Source organism: Bradyrhizobium sp. C9 (assembly GCF_002532045.1).
Taxonomy (GTDB): Bacteria; Pseudomonadota; Alphaproteobacteria; order Rhizobiales; family Xanthobacteraceae; genus Bradyrhizobium.
This window is the reverse complement of record NZ_NWTG01000001.1, coordinates 216289-241934: the sequence shown is the minus strand read 5'-3', so window position 1 is coordinate 241934 and position 25646 is coordinate 216289. Positions and strand designations below refer to the sequence as shown.

22 protein-coding genes are annotated in these 25646 nt (G+C 64.6%); 11 read left to right on the top strand and 11 right to left on the bottom strand.

The annotated features are described in order from the left end of the window. Positions 1-30 precede the first annotated feature (30 nt). The 3 genes from CO675_RS01050 to CO675_RS01040 all read right to left on the bottom strand — a co-directional run bounded on the left by CO675_RS01050 (position 31) and on the right by CO675_RS01040 (position 3264). On the bottom strand, positions 31-825 hold the full coding sequence (locus tag CO675_RS01050) for a FadR/GntR family transcriptional regulator (RefSeq protein ID WP_097670188.1): 795 nt from the start codon (positions 823-825) through the stop codon (positions 31-33). Positions 826-953: 128 nt separating this feature from the next. After that, positions 954-2075, bottom strand: a complete 1122-nt coding sequence (locus tag CO675_RS01045) for an amino acid ABC transporter permease (RefSeq protein ID WP_097670187.1) — start codon at positions 2073-2075, stop codon at positions 954-956. A gap of 1 nt (position 2076) precedes the next feature. Continuing rightward, positions 2077-3264 (bottom strand): amino acid ABC transporter permease, encoded by a 1188-nt coding sequence (locus CO675_RS01040; RefSeq protein ID WP_097670186.1) that lies wholly within the window; start codon positions 3262-3264, stop codon positions 2077-2079. Between the two features lie 108 nt (positions 3265-3372). On the opposite strand from CO675_RS01040, the gene CO675_RS01035 reads away from it, so the two are divergent. From CO675_RS01035 to CO675_RS01015, 5 genes are all read left to right on the top strand, one after another. Then, the gene (locus tag CO675_RS01035) at positions 3373-4248 is read left to right on the top strand and encodes a MurR/RpiR family transcriptional regulator (RefSeq protein WP_097670185.1); all 876 of its coding nucleotides are present in this window, start codon (positions 3373-3375) and stop codon (positions 4246-4248) included. Positions 4249-4253: 5 nt separating this feature from the next. Then, entirely contained in the window at positions 4254-5603 is a 1350-nt protein-coding gene (locus tag CO675_RS01030) for an aspartate aminotransferase family protein (protein WP_097670184.1), read from the top strand. Positions 5604-5616: 13 nt separating this feature from the next. Further along, positions 5617-6627, top strand: a complete 1011-nt coding sequence (locus CO675_RS01025) for an amino acid ABC transporter substrate-binding protein (RefSeq protein WP_097670183.1) — start codon at positions 5617-5619, stop codon at positions 6625-6627. 118 nt (positions 6628-6745) lie between these two features. Continuing rightward, positions 6746-7381 (top strand): aspartate/glutamate racemase family protein, encoded by a 636-nt coding sequence (locus CO675_RS01020; RefSeq protein ID WP_097670182.1) that lies wholly within the window; start codon positions 6746-6748, stop codon positions 7379-7381. Positions 7382-7559: 178 nt separating this feature from the next. Then, positions 7560-8510, top strand: coding sequence for a YiiG family protein (locus CO675_RS01015; protein ID WP_245452585.1), 951 nt, complete (start codon positions 7560-7562; stop codon positions 8508-8510). Positions 8511-8620: 110 nt separating this feature from the next. Here the strand turns inward: CO675_RS01015 and CO675_RS01010 are convergent, their stop codons facing one another. Next, positions 8621-9955 carry an MFS transporter gene (locus CO675_RS01010; protein WP_097670181.1) on the bottom strand — a complete coding sequence of 445 codons (1335 nt, stop codon included), beginning with the start codon at positions 9953-9955 and terminating at the stop codon, positions 8621-8623. Between the two features lie 315 nt (positions 9956-10270). Between CO675_RS01010 and CO675_RS01005 the strand changes: the two genes are divergently transcribed. After that, a complete protein-coding gene (locus CO675_RS01005; protein WP_502693359.1) occupies positions 10271-11470 on the top strand; it encodes a multidrug effflux MFS transporter in 1200 nt (399 codons plus the stop codon). A 63-nt stretch (positions 11471-11533) separates the two neighbouring features. Here CO675_RS01005 and CO675_RS01000 read toward each other — a convergent pair whose 3' ends face one another. Further along, a complete protein-coding gene (locus tag CO675_RS01000) occupies positions 11534-11965 on the bottom strand; it encodes a DUF983 domain-containing protein (RefSeq protein ID WP_097670179.1) in 432 nt (143 codons plus the stop codon). Positions 11966-12046: 81 nt separating this feature from the next. Between CO675_RS01000 and CO675_RS00995 the strand changes: the two genes are divergently transcribed. Further along, the gene (locus CO675_RS00995) at positions 12047-13423 is read left to right on the top strand and encodes an aminotransferase-like domain-containing protein (protein ID WP_097670178.1); all 1377 of its coding nucleotides are present in this window, start codon (positions 12047-12049) and stop codon (positions 13421-13423) included. A 107-nt stretch (positions 13424-13530) separates the two neighbouring features. Next, positions 13531-14829, top strand: a complete 1299-nt coding sequence (locus tag CO675_RS00990) for a serine hydrolase domain-containing protein (RefSeq protein ID WP_502693350.1) — start codon at positions 13531-13533, stop codon at positions 14827-14829. A gap of 847 nt (positions 14830-15676) precedes the next feature. Here the strand turns inward: CO675_RS00990 and CO675_RS39720 are convergent. Further along, positions 15677-15880 (bottom strand): hypothetical protein, encoded by a 204-nt coding sequence (locus tag CO675_RS39720; RefSeq protein WP_143278852.1) that lies wholly within the window; start codon positions 15878-15880, stop codon positions 15677-15679. A 191-nt stretch (positions 15881-16071) separates the two neighbouring features. Here CO675_RS39720 and CO675_RS00980 point away from each other — a divergent pair, with 191 nt between their 5' ends. After that, entirely contained in the window at positions 16072-17076 is a 1005-nt protein-coding gene (locus tag CO675_RS00980) for an NHL repeat-containing protein (RefSeq protein WP_097670176.1), read from the top strand. A 323-nt stretch (positions 17077-17399) separates the two neighbouring features. Here the strand turns inward: CO675_RS00980 and CO675_RS00975 are convergent, their stop codons facing one another. After that, positions 17400-18632 carry a rhodanese-like domain-containing protein gene (locus CO675_RS00975; RefSeq protein ID WP_097670843.1) on the bottom strand — a complete coding sequence of 411 codons (1233 nt, stop codon included), beginning with the start codon at positions 18630-18632 and terminating at the stop codon, positions 17400-17402. A 245-nt stretch (positions 18633-18877) separates the two neighbouring features. Between CO675_RS00975 and glgC the strand changes: the two genes are divergently transcribed. Next, a complete protein-coding gene (gene glgC / locus CO675_RS00970) occupies positions 18878-20140 on the top strand; it encodes a glucose-1-phosphate adenylyltransferase (protein WP_097670842.1) in 1263 nt (420 codons plus the stop codon). Continuing rightward, the gene (gene glgA, locus CO675_RS00965; protein ID WP_097670175.1) at positions 20137-21591 is read left to right on the top strand and encodes a glycogen synthase GlgA; all 1455 of its coding nucleotides are present in this window, start codon (positions 20137-20139) and stop codon (positions 21589-21591) included. The genes glgC and glgA overlap by 4 nt, the downstream gene beginning before the upstream one ends. A 6-nt stretch (positions 21592-21597) precedes the next feature. Here glgA and CO675_RS00960 read toward each other — a convergent pair whose 3' ends face one another. The 4 genes from CO675_RS00960 to CO675_RS00945 form a co-directional block, all read right to left on the bottom strand. Next, positions 21598-21930: a hypothetical protein gene (locus tag CO675_RS00960; RefSeq protein WP_097670174.1), complete on the bottom strand. Its 333-nt coding sequence runs from the start codon at positions 21928-21930 to the stop codon at positions 21598-21600. Positions 21931-22061: 131 nt separating this feature from the next. Beyond that, the gene (locus CO675_RS00955; RefSeq protein ID WP_097670841.1) at positions 22062-23210 is read right to left on the bottom strand and encodes a serine hydrolase; all 1149 of its coding nucleotides are present in this window, start codon (positions 23208-23210) and stop codon (positions 22062-22064) included. Positions 23211-23756: 546 nt separating this feature from the next. After that, complete coding sequence (locus tag CO675_RS00950) at positions 23757-24245, bottom strand: YkgB family protein (RefSeq protein ID WP_097670173.1); 489 nt, start codon at positions 24243-24245, stop codon at positions 23757-23759. 165 nt (positions 24246-24410) lie between these two features. Continuing rightward, positions 24411-25568 (bottom strand): ABC transporter substrate-binding protein, encoded by a 1158-nt coding sequence (locus CO675_RS00945; protein WP_283808097.1) that lies wholly within the window; start codon positions 25566-25568, stop codon positions 24411-24413. Between the last annotated feature and the right edge of the window lie 78 nt (positions 25569-25646).

Below are 25646 nucleotides of genomic sequence, written 5' to 3'. Positions count from 1 at the left end.
AACGCGTATGCAACAGTCAGCCGATGCGGTTCAGTCGAGCCGCAACGGCTGGTGAAAGACCGGCAGATCCATGCGCCGGTCTTCGGCGGGGACGACCACCGCTTCTGCGCTCAGCACATGGTCGAGCATCACGCGCCGGGCGCGCGCGGCATTGCCGGAGCGGAACGCGGCCATCAGACGCTTGTGAAACTCGATGTTCTCGCAGGTGAAGCTGGATGCGAATTCCTGCACGCCGAGCTTGCCGATCAGATGCCGGATCGCCTCGTTGACGAAGCGGGCGACCAGGCCGAGCAGCGGATTGGGGCAGGCCTCGATCAGGATGTCGTGGAAGTCGATCTCGGCGTGACGATGATGCTCCCAGTCCGCGATGCCGCCGGGATGATGCTCCTGCACAGCGATCGCCTTGTCGAGCGCCGCGAACTGCGCCGCCGAGAGGTGGCCGACCACGCTGAAGGCCAACTCCGGCTCGATCAGGCGGCGGATCTGGTAGATCTGCGCGGTCGAGATCGACTGGAAATAGAAGTAGTTGCTGAGCAGGCCGACGATCCGGTTGATCGACACCGGCGCCACCCGCGCGCCACCGCCGGGCCCGGTGCTGTTCTGTACCAGCCCCTGCACCTCCAGCGACTTGAGCGCCTCGCGGATGGTCGAGCGGCTGCAGCCGAACATCTCGATCAGCTCAACCTCCTGCGGCAGCCGGTCGTCGGGCTGCAAGCCGGCCTGGAAGATGTGGCTGCGGATCAGGTCGGCGACCGCGTCCGAGCGCTTGCGCTTGATCGAGGCGCGCCGCGACGAGTCCAGCGACGGTAAAGCCGATTTATCCATTTTATAATCATAAATAGGATCGAGACGGCTTGGCAAGGGGCGATCGCTCCAAAAGGCCGTGGTACCCGGGGGCTCATCCTGGGCACGACGGCAGACCGAACATTCGGGAATTGGCGAGAGACGATCGCTCAACTGGACGTGCGCTGTGCCTCGAGGCTGCGGCTGTAGCGCGACATCGCAAAGCAGAACACGAAGTAGATCACCCCGACGAAGACGTAGACCTCGACGCTGAACGACTGCCAGGCCGGATCGACGATCGCGGTCTTGGCGGTGGTCAGGAGATCGAAGATGCCGATGATCAGCACCAGACTGGTGTCCTTGAAGAAGGCGATGAAGGTGTTGACCAGCGGCGGGATGACGTGGCGGATCGCCTGCGGCAGCACGATCAGCGCGTTCTTCTCCCAATACGACAGCCCGAGCGCATCGGCGGCCTCATATTGTCCGCGCGGCACCGCCTGCAGGCCGCCGCGCACCACTTCCGCGAGATAGGCGCCGGCGTAGAGGATGAAGGCGATCTGCGCGCGCAGCAATTTGTCGATGTTGACGCCGTCGGGCATGAACAGCGGGAACATCACGCTCGCCATGAACAGCAGGCTGATCAGCGGCACGCCGCGGATCAGTTCGACATAGAGCACGCAGAGCGAGCGGATTGCCGGCAGCTTCGAGCGGCGGCCGAGTGCCACCAAAATTCCGAGCGGGAAGCCGAACGCCAAGCCGAAAGTCGCGAGGATCAAGGTCACCGGCAGCCCACCCCAGCGGTCCTGCGTCACAAAGGACAGGCCGAGGAAGCCGCCCCACATCAGGCAGCCGATCACGATCAAGGCCGCGGCCCACAGCAGGAACAGCTCCTTGCGCCAGAAGCTGCGGCGGCTCGAGACCGCAAACAGCGCGATGAAGATGACAACCACGAGCGCCGGCCGCCACTGCTCGTCGAACGGATAGGTGCCGAACAGGATGAAGCGGTACTTCTCGGGCACGACGGCCCAGCAGGCGCCGGCGCCGCGCAGCGCGCGGCAGGCGCTGGTGTCGTTGCCGGAGACGGTCCAGATCGCGTTGGCAATGCCCCATTGCCAGAGGCCGATGCAGGCCTTGCCGAGCACGAACAGCAGCAACAGCGTCATGATGCTGGACGGGATCGAGGCGAACAGATTGGCGCGCAGCCACGCGGTGAACTGGCCGCCGAGCGCGCGTGGCGCGGGCCGCGGCCCGATCGGCAGAGGATCCTGCGGAAGGTGTGCGACCGAGCTCATCTCAGCGCTCCACCAGCGCGATCCGCGCATTGTACCAGTTCATGAACAGGCTGATGCCGAGGCTGATGGTGAGGAACACCATCATGATCAGCGCGATCGACTCGATCGCCTGCCCGGTCTGGTTCAGCGTGGTGTTGGCAATCGAGACGATGTCCTGGTAGCCGACCGCGACCGCAAGCGAGGAATTCTTCGTCAGGTTCAGATACTGGCTGGTCATCGGCGGGATGATGACGCGCAGCGCCTGCGGCAACACGATGTGCTGCAAGACGAAGCCGCGCTTCAGCCCGAGCGCCTTGGCGGCCTCCGACTGGCCGCGCGGCACTGCCTGGATGCCGCTGCGCACGATCTCGGCGATGAACGCCGAGGTATAGGTGACGAGCGCGATCAGCAGCGCAAAATATTCCGGCGCCAGGGTCAGCCCGCCGACGAAATTGAAACCGCGCAGCTCCGGCAGCATGATGCTCCAGCTCGCACCCAGCAGCCACGACACCAGCGCGGGCAGCGCGACCACGAGGCCAAGCGCGTAAGGCCAGGCCGGCCGCGCTCTGCCATCGAGCATCTGCTGCGCAACCAGGCGGCGCCTGACGAGATGGAGCGCGATGAGGCCCGCGACGAGCGCCAGGGTCGTCCACCAATTGGCCTCATGCAACGGGACCGACGGCAATATGAGCCCGCGGTTGGAGAGGAACACGCCCTCGACCGGCTTCCACGCCTGGCGCGCTGCCGGCAGGCCCTGCATCAGCACGTACCAGAACAGCAGCTGCAGCAGCAGCGGCAGGTCGCGCAGCACCTCGACATAGACGGCGGCAAGCCGCGCCAGCAGCCAGTTCGACGACAGCCGCGCGATGCCGACCAGCGTGCCGATCACGGTCGCCAGCACGATGCCGATCACGGCGACGCGCAGGGTGTTGACGATGCCGACGATGAAGGCGCGCAGGTAAGTGTTCTTCGGCGAGTAATCGATCCAGGAATCCGCGATCGGCATGCCGGCTTCGCGGCCGAGGAAGGCAAATCCCGTCGAGATGCGCCGCACCGAGAGATTATGGACCGCGTTCGACCACAGCCAGGCGACGATGGCGACCGCGATGGCGACCACCAGGACTTGCCAGAACAGGCCGGCGACGCGGGGATCGCTGAGCGATAGCCGCCAGGATCGCGAGGGAGGGCGTTTCGGCGTCGATGTCGTCACAGCACAAGGATCCCGGTGAGAAGCGCTCTTCTGCCATGCGCAAGAGCATATTCGGGGCTGCGCACTTCATATGTTGCACCAAATTGATACTCGTGCAACATATGTTTCATGGCCCAGGCTCAGCCGAAACCATCGCCCCTGAACGAATTGTGCAGCGCATTACCGTCGCTGCCAATGCGGTTGCAGGAGGTCGGGCGGTTTGTCGCAGCCAATGATTACGACGCCACCACCCGCTCGATGCGCGAGCTCGCCTCGGTCGCCGGCGCCGATCCTGCATCCTTCACCCGTCTTGCCAAGGCGCTCGGCTATTCCGGTTGGGACGAATTGCGCGCCGCACTGACCGAGGCGCGACGGCCGGCGCAGGGATCGCCGTTTTCCGGCCGCGCCAGGAGCCGCCGCGTCGGGCCCAATGCCGATGTCAAACTGGTGCACGACAAGATCGAAGCTGAAGCCGCGGGGTTGGCGCGGATTTCCGCAAGCGCGATCGCTGACGCCGCGCGTGCGCTGCACGCCGCTGACAGGATCTGGATCACGGGCTTTCGCAGCTGCCGGAGCGTTGCGGAACTCCTGACCTATCAGCTTCGCCTGTTCCGCCCCGATGCCGTGCAGCTGGTCGGCGGTTCCGGCCCGTTCGATCTCGACCACGGCGCCTTCCGCTCAGGCGACGCCGTGGTCGTGGTCGGCTTTGCGCCCTACACCCTGGTCAGCGTCGAGACGGCGCGTGCAGCGCATCAGGCGCACGCCACGCTGATCGCGATCGCCGACACGATCAGCGCGCCGATGGCCGAGGGCGCCGATCATCTCCTGCTGTTCGAGGCCGCCTCCTCGCCCGGCTTCTTCCCGAGCCTCACCGGCGCGATCGCCGTCGCCCAGTCGCTGGCCGCCGTCGCCTTCACGCTGGGTGGTGCGAGCGCCAAGCGCAAGCTGGAGCAGACCGAGGGCCGGCTTGCCGAGATGTCGCAATATTTTGTCGAGAAGGGATAAGTATCATGGCCGCCAACAAGAGCCGCGTGATGCATCGCAGCCTGCGCGAAACCCCACCGAAGGCAATCGGCGGCGACGGCGTCTGGCTGATCGCGGAAGATGGTCACCGCATCCTGGATTCCTCCGGCGGCGCCGCAGTGTCCTGTCTCGGCCATCAGCATCCGCGCATTCTGGCCGCGATCGCAAAGCAGGCTTCCAAGCTCGCCTATGCGCATACCGGCTTCTTCTCCTCCGAGCCTGCGGAAGAGCTCGCCGAGCGGCTGGTCGGCCACGAGCCCGGCGGCCTCGGCTATGTCTATTTCGTCAGCGGCGGGTCGGAGGCGATCGAGGCCTCGATCAAGCTGGCGCGGCAATATTTCATCGAGCGCGGCGAGCCGAAGCGCGCCCGCTTCATCGCGCGCCGTCAGAGCTATCACGGCAACACGCTCGGCGCGCTGTCGGCCGGTGGCAATGCCTGGCGCCGCGAGCCCTATGCGCCGCTGCTGTCGCCCTCGTTCAGCCACGTCACCCCGGCTTTTGCCTATCACGAGAAGCGCGACGGTGAATCGGAGGCCGCGTTCGTCGCGCGGCTCGCCGCCGAGCTCGAGGCGGAATTCCAGCGGCTCGGCCCCGACACCGTCGCGGCGTTCATCGCCGAACCCGTGGTCGGCGCCACCGCCGGCTGCGTGCCGGCGCCGGAAGGCTACTTCAAGGCGGTACGCGAGATCTGCAACCGCCACGGCGCGCTCCTGATCCTCGACGAGGTGATGTGTGGCATGGGCCGCACCGGCACGCTGCATGCTTGGGAGCAGGAGGGCATCGCCCCGGACATCCAGGCGGTCGCCAAGGGGCTCGGCGGCGGCTACCAGCCGATCGGCGCGATGCTCGCGAGCGGTGCCATCGTCGATACGGTGCGCAACGGCTCCGGCGCGTTCCAGCACGGCCACACTTATCTGGCGCATCCGCTCGCCTGCGCCGCCGCGCTCGAAGTGCAGAAGGTGATCAGCGAGGAGAAGCTGCTCGACCAGGTCAAGGCGCGCGGCCGTCAGCTCGAGCAGCGGCTCACCGAACGCTTCGGCAATCACCGCCATGTCGGCGACATCAGGGGCCGCGGCCTGTTCTGGGGCATCGAGCTGGTCGCCGACCGCGGCACGCGGCAGTCGTTCGATCCCAAGCTGAAGCTGCATCAGCGGATCAAGTCCACAGCGTTTGCCGGTGGGCTCGGCTGCTATCCCTCGGGCGGCACCGCCGACGGCCAGCGTGGCGACCATGTGCTGCTCGCCCCACCCTATATCGCAACTTCCGGCGACATCGACATGATCGTCGAAAGACTAGGCGCTGCAATAGACAGCGCGCTCAAGGACATTGGCCATTAGCAGGAGGTGTAAGATGTACAGGGGATTGATCACAACAGCCGTTCTCGTCGCAGGCATCGCGAGCGCAAGCGCAGCGACGCTCGACACCATCAAGCAGCGCGGCACGCTGGTGTGCGGCGTCTCGACCGGCTTTGCCGGCTTCTCGGCGCCGGACTCGCAGGGCAATTTCAAGGGCCTCGATGTCGACTATTGCCGCGCGCTTGCCGCCGGCGTGCTCGGCGATGCCAGCAAGGTGCGCTACGTCGCGCTGACCGCGCAGAACCGCTTCACCGCGCTGCAGTCCGGCGAGATCGACGTGCTGTATCGCAACTCGACGCAGACTTATCTGCGCGGCACCACTCTCGGCCTGCGCCAGGGCCCGGTCAATTTCTACGACGGCCAGGGCTTTGTGGTGAAGAAGGACCTCGGCGTGAAGGAGCTGAAGGATCTCAAGGGCGCCACCGTCTGCGTCGCGCAGGGCACCACGCATGAGGTGACGCTCGGCGATTACGGCCGCGCTAACGGCATCGACTGGAAGCCTTTGGTGTTCGATCGCCCCGACACCATGTACCAGACCTTCTTCGGCGGCCGCTGCGATGCCATGACCCAGGACGCCTCCGCGCTCGCCGGCGCGGTCGCAACCGCGGCGCCGAAGGCCGACGACTATGTCGTGCTGCCGCAGACCATCAGCAAGGAGCCGCTCGGCCCGTTCACCCGCAACGGCGACGAGGTGTGGAGCGACATCATCACCTGGCTGCATTACGGCCTGGTCGAGGCCGAAGAGCTCGGCGTGACGCAGGCCAATGTCGACGAGATGACGAAGTCGCAGGTCCCGGCGATCCAGCGCCTGCTCGGCGCGTCCGGCGATCTCGGCTCCCGGCTCGGCCTCGACAACAAATGGCTGGTTGCCGCGATCAAGGCCGGCGGCAATTACGGCGAGCTCTTCGAGCGCAATGTCGGCAAGGCCAGCCCCCTGAAGCTCGAGCGCGGCCTCAACGGCACCTGGAGCAAGGGTGGCTTGATGTACGCGATCCCGTTCAAGTAAGCGCTTCTTACCTCGCCCCGCTCGCGGGGCGAGGGCCCCTCACCCTTGCCCTCCAAGAGCGAGCTTCGCTTGTCTCGATGCCGCGAAGAGCGGGAAGAGGGAGAAGAAAACCACGACCATGCGCATCACGCTCATTCACGCCCTGAAGCACTCGATCGTGCCGATCGAGGCGTCATTCGTAAGGCATTGGCCGGAGGCGCGGCTGATGAATCTGCTCGACGACAGCCTGTCGGCCGACCTTGCGCGCGACGGCAAGCTCACCGAGCGCATGACCGAGCGCTTCCTCACCATGGGCCGCTATGCGGTCAGCACCGGCGCCGACGGCATCCTGTTCACCTGCTCGGCGTTCGGCCCCTGCATCGAGGCGGTGGCGCGCGCGCACGCGCCGATGCCGGTGCTGAAGCCGAACGAGGCGATGATCGAGCAGGCGGTGGCGAAGGGAAAGCGCATCGGCCTGCTCTCGACCTTTCCGCCGACGCTGGTGTCGATGCCGCCGGAATTTCCAGCATCGGTCACGCTGGTGCCGAAACTCGCCGAGGGCGCGCTGGCGGCGCTGGATCGCGGCGACCGCGCCGAGCATGATCGCATCGTGGTCGAGGCGGCGAAGGATTTGCGGGACTGCGATCTGATCGCGCTCGCGCAGTACAGCATGGCCCCCGCGGCCGAGCGCGTCACTGATGCCACCGGCCGCGAGGTGCTGACGACGCCCGACAGCGCGGTCAAGAAGCTGAAGGCGCTGCTCGGAATCAAGTAGGCGCGCCCATCATCGCCGGGTTCCGGCGGTAGTGGCTTTCGGCCCGTAGCCGACCAACAAATCTATCGATAGTGTGCCGCGCGGCCTCGGCGGAGGCTCGTGACGTCACCTTCTGCCGTCACACAATTTTCCTAAGCTGAGGCGGCCGACTTCCGGCCGAGATGAGGGCAGACTCCCGATGCGAAACACCTCCTTCCTTGTGATTGCAGCCATCGTTGCTTTTCTCGAGCCGGCCGCCGCCCAACAGGCCCCGCCTGCGTCATCGCCGGGCGCCGCCGCCGAGCAACTGACGCACAAGATGAACGCCTATGTCGGGTGCATCAACCGTCTCTCGGCGCGATCATACGAATCCCGCGAACGCTACTTTTCCTGGGCCGCCAAAAGCGGTCCCACCGGCAAGGAGCGGATCATCTACGGCACCTACACGATCTACGACACGTCCGACTGCAAGACGAGCGTCGCAGCCGCCAATGCAGCGGACCCGCACGATGCCGGGCTCGAAGCCGCGGCGAATGCCTATGTTGCGGCCGTCACCACGCTCGAGCCGCTGCTGAAGGAGGCGGACGACTACTACACCCAGGAGAACTACAAGGACGACAAGATGGCCAAGGGCAAGGCGCTGCATCCGCGCCTGGTCGCGGCATGGGACGCGTTTGCCGGCGCCGACAAGGCGCTGCGCGCCGGCGTCGAGGCGATCAATGACAAACGTGCCGCCGAGCAGCTGGCCGCGATCGAGGCGAGCGAAGGCCGCAAGTCGCACTACTATGTCGAGGCCCTGATGATCCAGGCCAAACGCGTGCTCCGCGCCCAGCAGGCCGACAAACCCGACCTCGACGCGATCACCCAGGCGCTCAACGAATATGAGACCACGGTGAAGGCAACCGAGGAGGCCTCCGGCAAGGACGGCGACGCCAAGCTCGGCTCGATGTTCATCGGCAGCGCCAAATCATTCCTCACCACCGCGAAGCAGCTGATGCGCCGCGCTCGCGACAAGGTGCCTTACAGCTCCGGCGAGAAGATGATGCTGAGCAACCCCGGTGCCGGCTGGATGGTGGAAGGATCGCCGGCCCGGCTGATGCGCGACTACAATCAGCTCGTCGATGGCTACAACCGCGGCGCCCGCATCTGAGTGGCGGCACCGAAGCCCAAGCCGTTGCGTAGGGTGGATTAGCGCAGCGTGATCCACCTGCGCAACGGCCGTGGCGGATTACGCCTTGCCGCGAATCCGCCCTACGGAGCCTACGCTCCTGCGTCATTCACATTCAAATCGACGCCCTGCGGATCCCTGATCGTCGACACCGTGATCAGCGAGATCAGCGACAGCACCGCGATATAGACGCCGACGCGCCAGGACTGGCCGTAGGTGCCGATGATCCATTGCGCGATCATCGGCGCGAAAGCGCCGCCGAAGATGGCGCCGAGCGCGTAGCCGATCGAGACGCCGGAATAGCGCACCTTGGCCGGAAACAGCTCGGCATAGAGCGCCGCCTGCGGGCCATAGGACAGGCCGAGCGCAATGGTGAGACCGACCGCGCTGATGAAGAACAGCAGCAGGTTCTTGCTGTCGATCAGGAACCACATCGGCACGGCCCACAGCACCATCAGCCCGTAGCCGATCTGGAAGCAGCGCACGCGGCCTATTCTGTCGCCGAGGATGCCGCCGAGCAGCGTGAAAATGAACCAGCTCACCGCCGCCAGCGTACCGACCAGCAGCAGCTGCTCCGACGGCATCTTCAGCGTGTTGGTACCGTAGCTGATGATGAAGGCGATCAGGATGTAGCCGGCCGCATTATTGGCCATGAAGATCAACGCGGTGCGCAGGATCTCCTTCGCATGATTGCGCATCAATTCGCGCAGCGGCGCGGAGGATTCCTTGTGCCGCCGCTGCATCGCCAGGAATACCGGGGACTCTTCGACGGTACGGCGGATCACGATGCCGACGACGATCAGGAGGATCGAGAGCAGGAACGGAATCCGCCAGCCCCATTCGATCATCGCCTGCTTGCCGAGCGTCGCGGTCAGCACCCACAGCACGCCGGTTGCCAGGATCATGCCGAGCGGCGTGCCGATCTGCGGGAACGAGCCGAAGAAGCTGCGCTTGTCGCGAGGCGCCGATTCCACCGACATCAGCGCCGCGCCGCCCCACTCGCCGCCCGCCGAGAAGCCCTGCAGGATGCGGAGAAGAATAAGGAGTGCCGGCGCCCAGGCGCCGATCTGCGCGTAGGTCGGCAGCAGGCCGACCAGCGCGGTCGCAGCGCCCATCAAGAGCAGCGTGACGACCAGCATGTTCTTGCGCCCGAAGCGGTCGCCGAGATGACCACAGACGATCGCCCCGAGCGGACGGAACAGGAAGGAGAGTCCGAGCGTCGCAAACGAGACGATCTGCGCCAGCAGCGGATTGTTGGCATTCATCGGCGCGAAGAACAGCGCACCGAACACCAGGCCGGCGGCCTGGGCGTAGACGAAGAAGTCGTACCACTCGATCGTGGTGCCGACGAGCGTTGCGGTGAGGACTTTGCGCTCCTCATCCGACAGCGTAGCGCCGCGCGAGCGCGCGGAGATTTCGATGGACATGTGGCCTCCCCAAACCCGTTCTTGGCCGTGCGGACGCGATCGGCGGCGATGCGCCTGCCCCGCACGGATGCTGGTACCGGGATAGCAGAGCTTCCGGCGCGGGACGAGGAAAATAGTTGCAACAGCAACGATAATGCGCCGACCAATGGCTTTGGAACCGGTTCCATGACCCGGCTACCTCACCCGCCGCCGACGGTCTCCCATCCCAAAACGCAGATTGTGCAATGCAGCAAGGCCGCTATGCTGGGAGTCTTCAAGAGGTTTTAAGTGTCTGACATCAATGCCGATGCCTGGGTGTCCTCAGGCCACCGCCCGATGGGCTTTCCGGAATTCGTCGTCGTCATTGCCTCCATCATGGCGCTGAACCCGCTGGCGATGGACATGATGCTGCCGGCGCTGCCGAACATCCGCTCCGCGTTCCAGATCGCCGACGCCAACCGTCCGCAGATGGTGCTGTCGATCTTCCTGGTCGGCTTCGGCGTCGGCCAGTTCGTAATGGGCCCGCTGTCGGACCGCTTCGGCCGCCGCCCGGTGCTGCTCGGCGGCATGGCCGTCTACACCATCGCCGGTCTGCTCGCGATCATGGCGCCCTCGTTCGAGACGCTGCTGCTGGCGCGCGCGCTGCAAGGGCTCGGCACCGCGGCAACCCGCGTGATCGCAACCTCGATCGTGCGCGACTGCTACGCCGGACGGCGAATGGCGAGCGTGATGTCGCTGGCGATGATGGTGTTCATCGCGGTGCCCGTGATCGCGCCGTCATTCGGCCAGGCCGTGATGCTGCTGACGCATTGGCGCGGCATCTTCGTGCTCTTGATGATCTACGGCGTGATCGCGCTCGCCTGGAGCGCGATGCGGATGCCGGAGACGCTGCCACTCGAACTGCGTAAGTCGCTGGCGATCCCCGAGGTGCTGTCCGCGTTCCGCCAGACCGTCACCAACCGCCAGACGCTCGGCTACGCGCTTGCCGCCGGCGGCGTGCAGGGCTCGCTGTTTGCCTTCGTGTTCTCTTCGCAGCAGATCTTCACCGAGGTCTTCAAGCTCGGACATTACTTCCCGGTCGCCTTCGCAGCATGCGCCGTCGGCGTCGCGATCGCGGGCTTCCTCAATTCGCGCATCGTCGGCCGCATCGGCATGCGGGTGATCTCGCATGCCGCGCTGACCGGCTTTGCAATCGTCGCCGGCGCGCTGTTCCTCGCCGTGAAGACCGACACGCTGTCGCTGCCGCTGTTCATGGTGCTGGCGGGCCTGATGATGTTCGCGTTCGGTCTGATGATGGCGAACTTCACCGCGCTTGCGATGGAGCCGCAGGGCAAGATCGCCGGCACTGCGTCATCGCTTTACGGCACCATCACCACCCTGCTCGGGATCGGCGTCGGCACTACCATCGGCCAGGACTACGACGGCACCTTGCTGCCGTTCGCGACCGGCTTCTTCCTCTGCACGCTGGCCGCGCTCGCCGTCGTACTGGTGACGGAGAAGGGCCGCATGTTCCGGCCGCATCATCATCCGATTTGATGAAGTAGGGTGGGTTAGCCGACGGCGTAACCCACCATCTTTGTTGGCGAGCAAAACGGCGGATTACGCTTCGCTAATCCGCCCTACGGAGCCGCTGCTTCGCGCCCGCACTGGCGCCACCGCGCGCCGCGTCGCCGCAAATCCCTCCATCCCGAGCTGCCACTGCAGGCCGACGATCGCGCCCTTGGTCGGCTGCAACAATCCGAGCGCGCTGAACAGCGTGAACGGCAGCCAGATCGCGAGTTGTAGCCAGGCCGGCGGCGCGTAAGTCATCTCCATCCAGAGCAGCGCCGGCACCACGACGTGTCCGACCACCACGATGACGAGATAGGCCGGGAAATCGTCCGCACGCTGCGGAGTGAAATCCTCGCCGCACACCTCGCAATGATCCGCCACCTTGAGAAAGCGGCCGAAGAGATGACCGCGCCCGCAGTTCGGGCACTTCATCGTAAAACCGCGCCACATCGCCTTGGGCAGGGAAACCGTCTCGGTCATTGTCGTCATCCTTGACCTGATCTGATGATCCATACAATATGGATTCTATAGCATACAATCAAAGACAAATCACTGGATTGCATGGATTGGATCCCTACAGTTTCGGAGTGGCACGGCCCGATGTTCCTGCGCATCGTCGATGCGCTTGCCGCCGATATCGCGAGCGGCCGGCTGGTCCGCGGCCAGCGGCTGCCGACCCACCGCGCGCTGGCGAGCGCGCTCGATATCGATCTCACCACGGTGACGCGCGCCTATGGCGAGGCGCGGCGGCGCGGGCTGCTCGACGCCCGGGTCGGCCAGGGCACCTTCGTCTCGGAGACCACGGCGCGCGCGGCGTCCGAACTATCAGCCCCCGTCAACATCGACCTCTCGATGAACCTGCCGCCGCAGCCGGTCGAGGCCAATCTCGACCTGCGGATCGCGCAAGGGCTCGCGACCATCCGCTCCGAGGCCGGATTTTCAGCCTATCTCGGCTATACGCGTCCCGGCGGTACTGCCGACGAACGCGAGGTCGGTGCCGCGTGGCTCGCGCCGCGTGTGCCGAATGCATCGGCCGACCGCATCGTGATCTATCCGGGATCGCAGGCGATCATCTTCAACGCGCTGCTGGCGCTGACCTCGCCCGGCGATGTCGTGGTGACGGAGGCGTTGACGTTTCCCGGCATCAAGGCCGCGGCGGCGCGACTCGATGTCCGCCTGGTCGGCGTTGCGATGGACACGGAAGGCGCCCGTCCCGACGCGCTCGACGAGGCCTGCCGCAAGCACAAGCCGAAGGCGGTCTATCTGGTGCCGACGCAGCAGAACCCGACCACGGCGACGATGAGCGCTATCAGACGCAGCGCGATCGCCGACATCATCAGCAAACGCGGCTGCGTCCTGATCGAGGACGATGTCTACGGCCCGCTCGAGCCGCAGGTGGCACCGATCGCAACCCTGATTCCCGAACGCACCTACCTTGCCGCGAGCATCGCGAAATGCATCGCGCCGGCCTTGCGCGTCGCCTATCTGGTGGCGCCCGATGCGAGCGCCGAGCAGCGGATGCGCGCCAGCATGCAGGCCACCATGCAGATGCCGCCCTCGCTGATGGTCGCGCTGGTCACGCAATGGCTGCGCTCCGGCGTCGCCGCCGACATCATCCGTGCGATCCGCAACGAGGCGGCGGCGCGCCAGCAACTCGCGGCCCGCTTCCTCAAGGGCGTCGCCTATGCGGCGCGGCCGGCGAGCCACCATCTCTGGATGCCGCTGCCGAAGCATTTCGACGGCACCGACCTGCTGTCGCATCTGATGCGCAACGGCCTCGCGGTGGTCGGCGAAGACGCCTTTGCGGCAGGCGATGCCGCGCCGCGTGGCCTCCGCGTATCGCTGGGCGCGGCGCGCAATCGTGCCGAACTGAGCCAGGCACTGCAGGTACTGTCGAATGCCGTGCGCACGCCGGTCGGCGCCACGCAAATTGTATGAATTTCGACCATCGTTCGGGAATAAACTCGCCCGAAAATGATTATGGTGCGGGGGCGCCTGCGCTAAAACGGCGGCGTTCAGGGCATCAGGCAGGGGCGAGCTTTTCAATGTCGTGCAGATATGATCGGACGGCGCGACATGCCGTGCGGACGCTTCGCGGGGCTGCGACCGCGATCTTCTGTCTTGCACTTGTCACAGCAGACGCGGCCCGCGCCACCGACGCCCCTGCTCCGTCGCCGGAGAAGCTCGAACGGATCACCGCGTTCTTCGACAACGAGGTTGCGACAGGAAAAATTCCAGGCGCCGCCATCCTGATCCAGCAGCACGGCAAGCCGGTCTATCTGAAGACCTTCGGCTACCGCGACGTCACGACCAAGTCGCCGATGCGGCCGGACACGATGTTCGCGCTGCATTCGATGACCAAGCCGATCACCAACACCGCCGCGATGATGCTGGTCGACGAAGGCAGGCTGTCGCCGCAGGATCCGCTGTCGAAATACATTCCGGCGTTCGCCGACGTGAAGGTCGGCATCGAGCCGGATGGTGGCAACGATCTGGACAAGCTCGAGCTGGTGCCGCCGATCCGCCCGGTCACGATCGAGGACCTGATGCGGCACACCTCGGGCATCACCTACGAGTATATCGGCGCCGACTGGATCCAGAAGCTCTACCGCGCAGGACACCTGTTCGACGGCAAGTTCGACAACAAGGAATTCGTGGCGCGGCTGGCCAGGCTGCCGCTGTCGCGCCAACCGGGCACGATGTGGCGCTACGGTCATTCCACCGACGTGCTCGGCCGGGTGATCGAGATCGTCGCCGGCAAGACGCTCTATCAGTTCGAGAAGGAGCGCATCTTCGATCCCCTGAAGATGAACGACACCAGATACGTGCTCGATGCGGAAACCGAACGGACGCGGCTGGCCGAGCCGCTGCCCTCCGACACCATCCTGATCGAAGGCGAGAATGACCGGCGCGCGCATCCGGAATGGGAATCCGGCGGCGGTGGCCTGGTGTCGACCATTCTCGATTATGCACGCTTCGCGCAAATGTTGCTCAATGGCGGCGAGCTTGACGGCAAGCGCTATCTGAGCCCCACGGCCTTCAAGACCATGACCACGGACCATATCGGGCCGGGCTCCGGCGTCGGCCGCGACTATTGGTACTTCCCCGGCGACGGCTTTGGTTACGGCTACGGCATCGCCGTGCGCACCGATCCCGGCATCGCCAGGCCGCCCCCGCCCGGCTCGATCGGCGAACTGAAATGGGACAGCGGCAGCGGCACCTATTTCGGCGTCGATCCGAAGCTCGACATGATCTACATCATGCTCGAGCAGACCCAGAACGAACGCCAGCGCATCACGCCGGCATTCCGGAAACTGGTCTACGACGCGTTCAGCCCGGACTGAAGGTGAACTCACAATCCGCCACGTCTGCTTAACCCACAAAGGGCGACACAGAAGCCGACGTGTATTGGTGTCGCCCTTGGCTTATTGGCTGCCGATGAAACCGAGCAACGACGTCGTGCATGAAAGGACCCTATCGTCGGCGTGGACGTTTTCAGCCAAGTTCATATTCCCTGCAGTCTGGATATCGGGGTTCGGGTTGGGAACCATCCTTCTTTGGTGGGGCGACCTTCATGACAGAACCGACGCATTGCCACCCCCGCATATGAAGATCGCGTTTCTGGCGCTGTGGGTATTGGGATAGACATTTATCCTTTGGACCAGCGCCGGCCTCAAGCGGGTACGCATAGACGAACGTCATCTCCATGTTTCCAACTATGTTCGAGAAATCAGCATTCCCGTCACGGCGATAACTGACGTCAAGCAAAATCGCTGGATCAATTCCCGACCCGTCACGATCTATTTTAGGGGCGCAACTGAGGTTGGCGACAGGGCGACGTTTATTCCCAAGCAGCGACATCTTATCAAGTTCTGGCGCATTGACCCGGTCGTCAATGAGTTGAAGCAACTGGCGGGGCTGACTGGATAGTCCTCGAGGTATGAATTGCTCAGCTGCCTGCGGAGAGGCTGCCGTAATGCCGTGCCTGGAATGGGATATCATGCGAGCACCAGCGCATCACGCCCGCGTTCCTGAAACTGGTTTACGACGCATTCAGCCCAGACTGAGTGCCGCAGCCAGCTTCGTCATTGCGAGGAGTGAAACGACGAAGCAATCCATCTATCCATTTGCTCGCGGATAGATGGATTGCTTCGCTTTCGCTCGCAATGACGGAACGAAAAGCATTCCGCCTTACGACTTCCGCCGAACCGTTTCCTGCCTGCGCCGTGCTGCGGCCGCGATCAGGCTCGCGGTGCATTCGTTGCAGACGAACGCACACTCATCCGTAAACAGGCCGATCCGTGGCTCGAATCCGATCGCACTCTCGTCGGCGAGCCCATCGATAGTGCCACCGCAGCACACGCATTGGTGGCGCGACGCCAGTTCCCGCTCCATGACGCGCTCCCGCTCTCACTGCTTCCCGCTCTGCAGCTTTCCTTTCGCTATATACTATCGTATATATCGAGCCGACAAGGCAGGCGGGTGAACAATCCGGTCGGGAACCCTGCAGATAACAACCATCGACCGGAGACGATCGCCTCACAATTCCTGCCTGGTCCAACCAGGTTCATTGAGGAAACGCGATCATGATAAAAAGCAACGGCGACGCGGGACATCCGCGCGCAACGGGAGAACTGCTCAAGATCCGCCGCGCATCGCTTCTGAGCGCTGCGGCCGTCATCCTTGCGCTCGGCTCGGCCGGCATCGCGCGCGCTGAAACCGCTCCGGTCGGCGTGCCCGACAAGAGTTTTCCGGAAAGCGTGACCTCGACCTCCGACGGAACGCTTTACGTCGGCAGCTTCAACCATGGCGGCGTGACCAAGATTGCCGGCGGCAAGGCTGAGCAACTGGTCAAGCCGGGTGCCGGCGACAGCCGCTCGACGCTCGGCGTGCTCGCCGACGAGAAGAGCGGAACGCTCTATGTCTGCTCCAACGACATCAGCGCCATGGGCGTCGCGGGTCCCAGCGACGTCAAGGGCGCCTGGCTAAAGACCTTCGATCTCAAGAGCGGCGCGCCGAAGGGCAGCTTTGCCCTGACCGATCCGAAATCGTTCTGCAACGATATCGTGGTCGGCGCCGACGGCACCGCCTATGTCAGCGATTCCTTCGCACCGTTCGTCTACAGCCTGAAACCCGGCGGCAGCGCGCTGGCGACGTTCGCGACCGATCCGCAACTCGCGCCGGCCAACGACGGCGTCGGCCTCGACGGCATCGCGATCGGTGCCGACGGCAACCTCTATGTCACGACCTTCATTCCGGCCAAGCTGTTCAAGATCGAAATCAAGGACGGCAAGGCCGGCGCCGTGACGGAACTGAAGCCGTCGCGGCCGCTCGACCATGCCGACGCGCTGCGCGCCCATGGCGGCGGCTTCCTGCTGATCGAGGGCAACGGCAAGCTCGACAAGGTCACGGTGAAAGGCAGCGAGGCCACCATCGACACCGTCAAGGATGGCCTGGCCGAACCGGTCTCGGTGACGCAGGTCGGCGATGTCGGTTGGGTCGCCGAAGGCAAGCTGTCCTACGTGATCGGCGACAACAAGGGCAAGGACCCCGGCCCGTTCAAGCTGACGCCGGTGGCGCTGCCGAAGTAGTCACCATTGTCATCGCCCGGCCTGTGCGCAATCGCGCACATGGACCGGGCGATCGATTACGCCGCTGCCCCTCGGCTCAAGCACTGCTGCCTCTGGAATACTGGATCACCCGCCTGCGTGGGTGATGACACCGCGCAAGCTGAAGCAGGTCTGCACGATTTCGGAATAATGGAAAAATACAGCTGATTTGCCCGACGAGTCAAGCCGCCATGTCGAACGCCGGCAGCCACCGGCTACTTTGCATGGGGTTGTTTTCGATATTTTGCCGGTGTGTCCCTGCGGCTCGGCACCGATGCGGTCGCGCCGCCGTCACGCCTCAGCCGCTAGATCACGTAAAACCCGTGCGTGCCGTCACGTCGCAGCTGGTCGACCAGGCCGTATTCCCAATCGAGATAGGCCTGCATCGCCTGCTCCGCGATGCCGGTGCCTTCATAGGGACGACGATAGCGGTGCGCGGGGGCGGGCCTCGGCACGGCACGCGGCGGTCCGACCTCGAGCCGGCCGTCATAGCCGCCGTCGAGCACATAGACCTCCCAGCCCATCTGCGCGAGCCAGGACGCCGTCATGTCGGCGCGGATGCTCCTGTCGTCGGTCAGCGCGATGCGTGCGCCGCGCACCGGCGCGGCCATGTCGATTTCCTGCACCAGCTGGCCTCCGGCATAATGCCGAAAGCCGGTCAGATGGCCGGTGGCGTATTCCTCGGCATCGCGCACATCGAAGCAATACAGCGTGCGGTGTGCGTCCTCTTCGAGCGCGGCCAGTTCAGCCGCGCCGATATGACGAACGCCGGCCCGATAGGCGACGTCGCGCGCATTGTCGGCGGCGCCTTCGAACGGCCCGACGTCGCCGCGCGCGCCGGCGCCGTGCTCGAGCTCGTGCTTCGCCAGCGTCCAGCCGATCGTGCCGTTGCGCAGCGCCCGCACCTTGTTCGGCAGCCCGGCATTGATCAGCGATTGCGTACCGATGATCGAGCGGGTGCGACCGGCGCAGTTGACGATGATGGTGGTGTCGGGATCGGGCGCCGCGCGCCCCGCGCGCAGCACCAGCTCTGCCCCAGGCACGCTGACCGAGCCCGGGATGTTCATGGTGGCATATTCGTCGAAGCGGCGCACATCGAGGATCGCGATGTTGGCCTTGTCCGATATCAGCGCAGCGACCTCGTCGGCGCTCAGCGACGGCGTGTGCCGGCGCGACTCGACCAGCTCGCCGAATGCCTTGGCGTAGGAATTGACGTCCTCGAACACCTCGTAGCCGGCCGCCTTCCAGCCTTGCAAGCCGCCGGTGAGCGCCGCAACGTTGCTGTAGCCCAGTGCCTGCAACGCGCCGGCTGCGGCAGCGACCAGGCCCTCACCATTGTCATAGAGCACGATCGGCACGTCCTTGCGCGGCAGTCGCAGCTCGGCTTCCAGCGCGATCCGGCCGGCCGCCATGTTGGCGGCAAACAGCGGATGGCCGGTGGCGAAGTCCGCCTCATGCCTGACGTCGAGCAGCGCAATCTCCCGGCGCAGCAAAAGCATTGCACGGATCGTCTGGGGCGTGACGTAGGAAACTGTCATGAGATGCTGGCCTTGGGCGGGATATGCGCAGGCCTGCTCTAGGCCGAAATCGCGCGCCGTCAATAGCCTTAACCCGCCCGCAACCCCGATCTTCACGAGAAGGGGTTGCGGGAACGAAAGTCTGTCATCCCGCTTTGCCCAACCGGGGCAGCTTGCTACGTTCCAATCGGCCCCGTTAACGCCCGATCAGGCCTTCCAGACAAGAGAAGGCAGCGGGGCCCGCCTGAAGTCCTGGGAGGATGACCATGAGACCCGTCGTAAACGAACCGCTGTCCCGCCATGCCCTTGCCTTCGTGCTGGCCGGCGGACGCGGCAGCAGACTTCAGGAGCTCACCGACAAGCGCGCCAAGCCGGCGGTGTATTTCGGCGGCAAGTCCCGCATCATCGATTTCGCGCTCTCCAATGCAGTGAACTCCGGCATTCGCCGCATCGCGGTGGCAACGCAGTACAAGGCGCACAGCCTGATCCGGCATCTGCAGGGCGGCTGGAACTTCTTTCGCCCGGAACGAAACGAGAGCTTCGATATCCTGCCTGCGAGCCAGCGCGTCTCCGAGACGATGTGGTATGTCGGCACGGCGGATGCGGTCTATCAAAACATCGACATCATCGAGGCGCACGGCACCAAGTACATTTTGGTGCTGGCCGGCGATCACGTCTACAAGATGGACTACGAGATCATGCTGAAGCAGCATGTCGAAAGCGGCGCCGACGTCACTGTCGGCTGCCTCGAAATGCCGCGCACGGAGTCCTCCGGCTTCGGCGTCATGCATATCGACGAGAACGGCCTGATCCAGTCGTTCCTGGAGAAGCCGGCCGATCCGCCGCCGATGCCCGGCAAGCCCGACAAATCGCTGGCCAGCATGGGTATCTATGTCTTCAATTCGGAATTCCTGTTCGACGAATTGCGCCGCGATGCCGCCGACCCGAACTCGGCCCACGACTTCGGCAAGGACATCATCCCCTATATCGTGAAGCACGGCCGGGCGATCGCGCATCAGTTCAACGATTCCTGCGTCCGTTCCGGCGACGATCCCCGCTCCTACTGGCGCGATGCCGGCACCGTCGATGCCTATTGGGGCGCCAACATCGATCTCACCGACGTGGTGCCCGAGCTCGACCTCTACGATCGGTCATGGCCAATCTGGACCTATGCCGAGATCACCCCGCCCGCTAAATTCGTCCACGACGAGGACGGACGGCGCGGCCAGGCGGTGACCTCGCTGGTCTCGGGCGCCTGCATCATCTCGGGCGCGGCACTGCGCCGGTCGCTGCTGTTCACCGGCGTCCACGTCAACTCCTACGCCAATGTCGAGAACGCGGTGATCATGCCCTATGTGAATGTCGGCCGCGGCGCGCGGCTCCGCAACGTCGTGATCGACCGCGGCGTGCGGATTCCGGAAGGGCTCGTGGTCGGCGAGGATCCCGAATTCGACGGCAAGCGATTCCGCACCACCGAGAACGGGATCACGCTGATCACGCAATCGATGATCGACAGGCTCCCGACATGACACCGATCCGCGTCCTCGCGGTCGCCTCGGAAGTCTACCCGATCGTCAAGACCGGCGGCCTCGCCGACGTGGTCGGCGCGCTGCCGGCGGCGCTAAAGCAGCACGGCGTCACGACACGGACGCTGGTGCCCGGCTATCCCGATGTGCTCAAGGCGCTGGCCTCCGCGGAAACGCTGCTGCACTGGGGCGAATATTACGGCGGGCCGATCCGCGTGCTCGGTGGCTCACATGGCGGCGTCGATCTTCTCGCCCTCGACGCGCCGCACCTCTATGCACGCCCCGGCAACCCCTATGTCGGTCCCGACGGACGCGACTGGCCCGACAACGGCATCCGCTTCGCGGCGCTGTCGCGGATGGCGGCCGAGATCGGCCGGGGTGCGATCGAGAGCTTTGTCCCCGATATCGTGCATGCGCATGACTGGCAGGCCGGCCTCGCGCCGGCCTACCTGCATTATGGCGGACAAAAGCGGCCGGGCACCGTGATGACCGTGCACAACCTCGCCTATCAGGGACAGTTCTCGCCTGACATGCTGGCGGCGTTCGGTCTTCCCGGAGAGGCCTATTCGCTTCACGGGGTCGAATATTACGGCACCATCAGCCTCTTGAAGGCCGGTTTGCAATTTGCCGACCGCATCACCACGGTGTCGCCGACCTATGCGCAGGAGATCCAGAGCGACGAAGGCGGCATGGGGCTCGGCGGCCTGCTTCGCGAACGCGCCGACGTGCTGAGCGGAATCCTCAACGGCATCGACATCGATGTGTGGAATCCGGCCACCGATCCCGCCATCGCCGCGCGCTTCAGCGCCGCGCATATCGCTGATCGCACAGCCAACAAGGCGGCGCTGCAGCGGCGCTTCGGGCTCGATCCGGCGCCAGATGCGATGCTGCTCGGCGTCATCAGCCGGCTGTCATGGCAGAAGGGGCTCGACCTGCTGCTCGAGAACATTCCGACATTGCTCGGCGAAGGCATTCAGCTCGCGCTGCTCGGCAGCGGCGATCGCGATCTGCAGGATCGCTACGCCGCGCTGGCGCGCGACAATCCGGGGCGGATCGCGGTTGTGATCGGCTACGACGAAGCGCTGGCGCATCTGATCCAGGCAGGCTCCGATGCGCTCGCGGTGCCGTCGCGGTTCGAGCCGTGCGGCCTCACCCAGCTCTGCGCGCTGCGCTACGGCGCGGTCCCGATCGTTGCCAATGTCGGCGGCCTTGCCGACACCGTGCTGGGTTTCGACGAAGCCGCGCTCACGGGCAGTGCCGCAACCGGCGTCAAGTTCGCGCCCGTGACCTCGGAGGCGCTCGCCCACGGCTTGCGCACAGCGAACCTGCTGTTCAACGACAAGGTGACCTGGCGCCGGCTGCAACAGGCCGGCATGGCCACCGATGTCTCCTGGCACAATCGCGCCGGCCGCTACGCTGCGCTCTACCGCGAGCTTGCTGCCGCGCGAGGATGAGCGCGATCAGTTCAGGAGATCGCAGGATGCGATGCGGTTGATGTCGGCGAGGCGCCGGTCGGGATTGCCCTTGAGATCAAGGCTCGCCACGAGATCGAGCAGGCGACCATAGGCGCGATCAGCGACCGCGACGGGCAGCGGCTCCTCGTCAAAGGCCTCGATGTAATTGCCGACGAGACCGCTCAGCAGCCGGCACATCGCCCGCTGCTCGGGCTGATGCCGGCTCACGGTCTCGAGTTTTTCCTGGAGGGTTCGGTAGGTGCGCAGGCCGTGGGGCTGCTGCGAAAGCCAAGTATACAGATCAGGCGCGTGCAAATCAGAATTTTGTAAATCAGTCATATCAGCCTCTTCAAGCAGGAGAAGAAGCTACCGGTTTATATAGCCGATCGCGGTTCCGCGCCATGACGTTTTTTGCATGCATCCCCTGCCCGGCCGCGCAGGCCGTGTCATCGGATCGGCACGCGGCCTCGCTAATGTACTTGGGTTTTGATGAGATTCGCGAGCGCCGGCAGGATCCTGTAGCGCGCGATCTCGTGCGGATAGTCGCCGCGATTGGCGAGCAGCACGATGCCGAACCTGTGCGCCGGGACCAGGCCGATATAGGCCGAGGCATTGTTGAGACCGCCGGGTTTGTCGACGACGGTGACGCCGTCGAGCCGCACGTGCTCCCATGCCATCGCCTGCCCGAACTTCGCATCCACACGAAAACTCTCGTGCATGGTCGTCTGCAATGCCGCGCGCAATTGCGGATCGATCACCGCGCCGTCGAGATAGGCGCGCAGCAGCATGCCGAGATCGCGCGCCGACGAGAACACCTGGCCGGTGCCGGGAAAATCATAATAGCTCTGCTGATTGCCGGGTGGGCCGATCGCCGTGCCGTCATGGAAGTAACCCTGGACCATGCGCTGCATGATCTCCGGCGCCAATGCCGCGCGATTGGCCTCGTCACGATCCGGAACGAAGGTCGAGGTCATGCCGAGCGGCTTGAGGATGCGCCCCTCGATCAACGTCGCGATCGGCATGCGATAGCGCTGTTCCAGCACCAACTGCAGCAGGACATAGCCGGCATGGCTGTAGATGCGCTGCTTGCCCGGCTGCTCTCCATGCTGCGGCGTCCAGGCATTGAGCATCGCGATGAACTGATCGCGGCTGAAAGTCTCGTTCGGCCATGGCGGATGATCGGTCGGCAGCAGCAACCCCGAAGTATGGTTGACGAGCTCGCTGACCGTGATGCGCCTGACATAGTCCCCGTGCAGCTCGGGCAGATACTGGCCGACCGGATCGTCCAGCCGCAATTCGCCGCGCTCGGTGCCGAGTGCAACCAGTGTCGCCTCGAACAGCTTGCGCAGCGAGGCGAGATTGAACAGCGTGTCCGAGGTGACTGGCCGCTTTGCCGCGGTGTCGGCGAATCCATAGTTGAAGAAGGCGACCCGGCCGCCGGCATAGACCGCCGCGGCAAGGCCGCCCGGATCGGCCGCGGTCGCGGTCGGCCCCAGTTCCGTCGTGACGATGTCCCTGATCTGCGCATCCATGTCGGAATCAGCCCGTGCCGCCGTCAGCACACTAGCGGCGACGGCAAGCAGGACGGCCGCGATCCAGGCGAAGAGCCATTGTCTCAAGAACCATTGTCTCATGCAGAACGAATTCAGGATGATGTTGCGATCTGACTCACAGCTGGATCTGTTCAGCCATCGAGAAATGGCGACATCGCGATCCTAGCGATGGAACCCAGACGTCCGAATTCACGATCGCGCGCCTTGCACCCGTTCCCGTATCGGCTGGGGAACGGGCGGCCCGATCGCGGTTCCGGCGGTCACACCCGGAAACCACGATCGCGACCGCCCTCCCACTCCAGCCACGGCGCGGGAACTGCAATGGAACTAAAAAATGCGGGACGTTTGAAAATACGGGAAATGTGCTGCGACGGACAGACAATACCGACGCTTGCCGGGCTCGCCGCCGATATGTCTGGGTTCGTCACATTCCGCTCCCAACCGGGGACGGTTTCTTACTAGCAACAATTCGTCAATCAAGGGTTGCATAGGCCCATGAGATTCGATTGACAAGATATTGTTGCCTGCGACGGATTGTCCTGTTCCCGATGCAGGACGCGCGCGATGCCGTGGTTAAGCATGGCTTAACCATCGAACACGCGGCGCGCTCGTTTATCCGGTCCGCGACCGGACGATGGACCGTGGCAACGACGCCAGCAGCAGCACCATGCAGACGCACAGCAGCACGATGTCCTTGAACAGGAACTCGCCGGCCAGGTTCCAGGCCATCGGGTCGGTCGACAGGCTCCACTTCACCACACCCGGTGTCGTGAAGAAGAACGACCAGGTCACTGCAAAGGTCATCACGCCCATCAAGGAGCCGATTGCGGACAGGATCGGGCTGAACGCGCCGGCGGCAAGCAGCACGGCGATGCCGAATTCGGTGACGCCGAGCACATAGGCCTCACCGCGAAGGCCGAACACCGACAGCCACGAGACGAACGGGCTGTTGCTGATGAATTGCGCGATGCCCTGCGCCGACTGCGGCGTGAACTTCTGCATGCCGAACGACACGAAGATCACCACCATGACCCAGCGCAGGATCGTGAGCGGACGATAAGACCCCTCGCCGTGTTCGGCTATATTGAACGACAGATTCATGCGGATGTTTCTTCCCTCGCTGCGATGCCACCATCAGCCGCGGCTGTGGCGTTCGTGGCAGGATTACGCAGCGCGCCCCGCGCGCGTTACGCGCCGAAGGGCATCACGTCCTTCACAAGGATGTGCGGTCGAGGTGATCGGCGGGGACCGTGGGCGGCCGCCGCCTCATGCGGCCGTGAGCAACTCGCCTACCTTCTCGTAGGCTTCGCCCTTGAACCGCATCAGCTGAAATTGCTTGATCGGCACATAGTCGCTCGGCGTGGTGTTGAGGGTGATTCCGGGAATCAGCAGCGGGGCGGCGAACTTCTTCAGGCTCGTCGCCTGGTGCAGGACATTGGCCCGCGTCAGCTGGTCGCCACATTGCCTGATGACGTGGGCAGCGGTTGCCCCGGCGGTATAGCCGATCGCGTAGAGGTCGTCGGCGCGATCGGCGTTCGGGACGTAGCGGTCGAGAAACGCCATGTATTGCATCATGTCCGGCGTGTCGGCCCAGAGCGGATTGCCAAGGTCCATCCGTGTCGCGAACGCCAGGATGCCTTGCGCGGTCTCGAAGCCTGCGGGCTTCAGCGTCGCGCGCACCGAGGCGTTGCCGGCGCCGAGGAAGACCTGCGGCCGCCATTCGAGCGCGGCCATCTTGCGCAATGCCTGGCTCGCCATCTTCGGGATCGTGATCAAGAACACCACGTCAGCGCCGGACAATTTCATCTGGACGATCTGTGAATCGATGGTGGGATCGCCGACCGAGTAGTTCAGCTCCGAGGTGATCTGCGCGGTCCTGGCACCGAGACCGGTCTTCAGGCCTGCCAGCGTCGCCTTGCCGGCATCGTCGTTCTGATACAGCAGACCGATCTTCGCACCGGGCATGGTGGCGGCGATGTAGCGGCCGACGACACCTCCCTCGATCTCGTAGGTCGATCCACCGACCATGGTCCATGGATTGCCCGCCGGGTCCGACAGCTTGCTGGCGGCTGCCGCTAGGAACAGCTGCGGGACCTTGCGCGCGTTCATGTATTTCTGGACGGCGATGTTGCCTGGTGTGCCCATCGCACCCGCGATGAACAGCACCTCGTCGCCTTCGACCAGGCGCCGCGCCGCCTCGACCGATTTCGGCGGGCTGTAGGCATCGTCATAGTTGATGAACTTGATCTTGCGGCCGTTGATGCCGCCGGTGTCGTTCAGCATGCGGAAATAGGCATCCATGGCGTTCGCAAGCACGCCGAACGACGACACCGGGCCGCTCAGCGGTCCGAACTGCCCGATACGGATCTCCTGATCGCTGGCACCGGGATCATAGGAGGCGCCGGCAAATGCCTTGCCGCCGATGGATGCCGCAAGGCCAGAAGCCGCCGTTCCGAGCAGCGTTCGACGGCTGATCGTTTTTATGGGTTTCCTCCACTGGAT

Excerpts from the sequence above, each read along its gene's own strand:
- CO675_RS00995 (WP_097670178.1), top strand. The coding sequence starts at position 12,047 with ATGGATTGGATCCCTACAGTTTCGGAGTGGCACGGCCCGATGTTCCTG.
- CO675_RS01010 (WP_097670181.1), bottom strand. The coding sequence starts at position 9,955 with ATGTCCATCGAAATCTCCGCGCGCTCGCGCGGCGCTACGCTGTCGGAT.
- CO675_RS01030 (WP_097670184.1), top strand. The coding sequence starts at position 4,254 with ATGGCCGCCAACAAGAGCCGCGTGATGCATCGCAGCCTGCGCGAAACC.
- glgA (WP_097670175.1), top strand. The coding sequence starts at position 20,137 with ATGACACCGATCCGCGTCCTCGCGGTCGCCTCGGAAGTCTACCCGATC.
- CO675_RS01045 (WP_097670187.1), bottom strand. The coding sequence starts at position 2,075 with ATGAGCTCGGTCGCACACCTTCCGCAGGATCCTCTGCCGATCGGGCCG.
- CO675_RS00990 (WP_502693350.1), top strand. The coding sequence starts at position 13,531 with ATGTCGTGCAGATATGATCGGACGGCGCGACATGCCGTGCGGACGCTT.
- CO675_RS00980 (WP_097670176.1), top strand. The coding sequence starts at position 16,072 with ATGATAAAAAGCAACGGCGACGCGGGACATCCGCGCGCAACGGGAGAA.
- CO675_RS00950 (WP_097670173.1), bottom strand. The coding sequence starts at position 24,245 with ATGAATCTGTCGTTCAATATAGCCGAACACGGCGAGGGGTCTTATCGT.
- CO675_RS01000 (WP_097670179.1), bottom strand. The coding sequence starts at position 11,965 with ATGACCGAGACGGTTTCCCTGCCCAAGGCGATGTGGCGCGGTTTTACG.
- CO675_RS39720 (WP_143278852.1), bottom strand. The coding sequence starts at position 15,880 with ATGGAGCGGGAACTGGCGTCGCGCCACCAATGCGTGTGCTGCGGTGGC.
- CO675_RS01025 (WP_097670183.1), top strand. The coding sequence starts at position 5,617 with ATGTACAGGGGATTGATCACAACAGCCGTTCTCGTCGCAGGCATCGCG.
- CO675_RS01015 (WP_245452585.1), top strand. The coding sequence starts at position 7,560 with ATGCGAAACACCTCCTTCCTTGTGATTGCAGCCATCGTTGCTTTTCTC.
- CO675_RS00960 (WP_097670174.1), bottom strand. The coding sequence starts at position 21,930 with ATGACTGATTTACAAAATTCTGATTTGCACGCGCCTGATCTGTATACT.
- CO675_RS01035 (WP_097670185.1), top strand. The coding sequence starts at position 3,373 with ATGGCCCAGGCTCAGCCGAAACCATCGCCCCTGAACGAATTGTGCAGC.
- CO675_RS01050 (WP_097670188.1), bottom strand. The coding sequence starts at position 825 with ATGGATAAATCGGCTTTACCGTCGCTGGACTCGTCGCGGCGCGCCTCG.
- CO675_RS00975 (WP_097670843.1), bottom strand. The coding sequence starts at position 18,632 with ATGACAGTTTCCTACGTCACGCCCCAGACGATCCGTGCAATGCTTTTG.
- glgC (WP_097670842.1), top strand. The coding sequence starts at position 18,878 with ATGAGACCCGTCGTAAACGAACCGCTGTCCCGCCATGCCCTTGCCTTC.
- CO675_RS01020 (WP_097670182.1), top strand. The coding sequence starts at position 6,746 with ATGCGCATCACGCTCATTCACGCCCTGAAGCACTCGATCGTGCCGATC.
- CO675_RS01005 (WP_502693359.1), top strand. The coding sequence starts at position 10,271 with ATGGGCTTTCCGGAATTCGTCGTCGTCATTGCCTCCATCATGGCGCTG.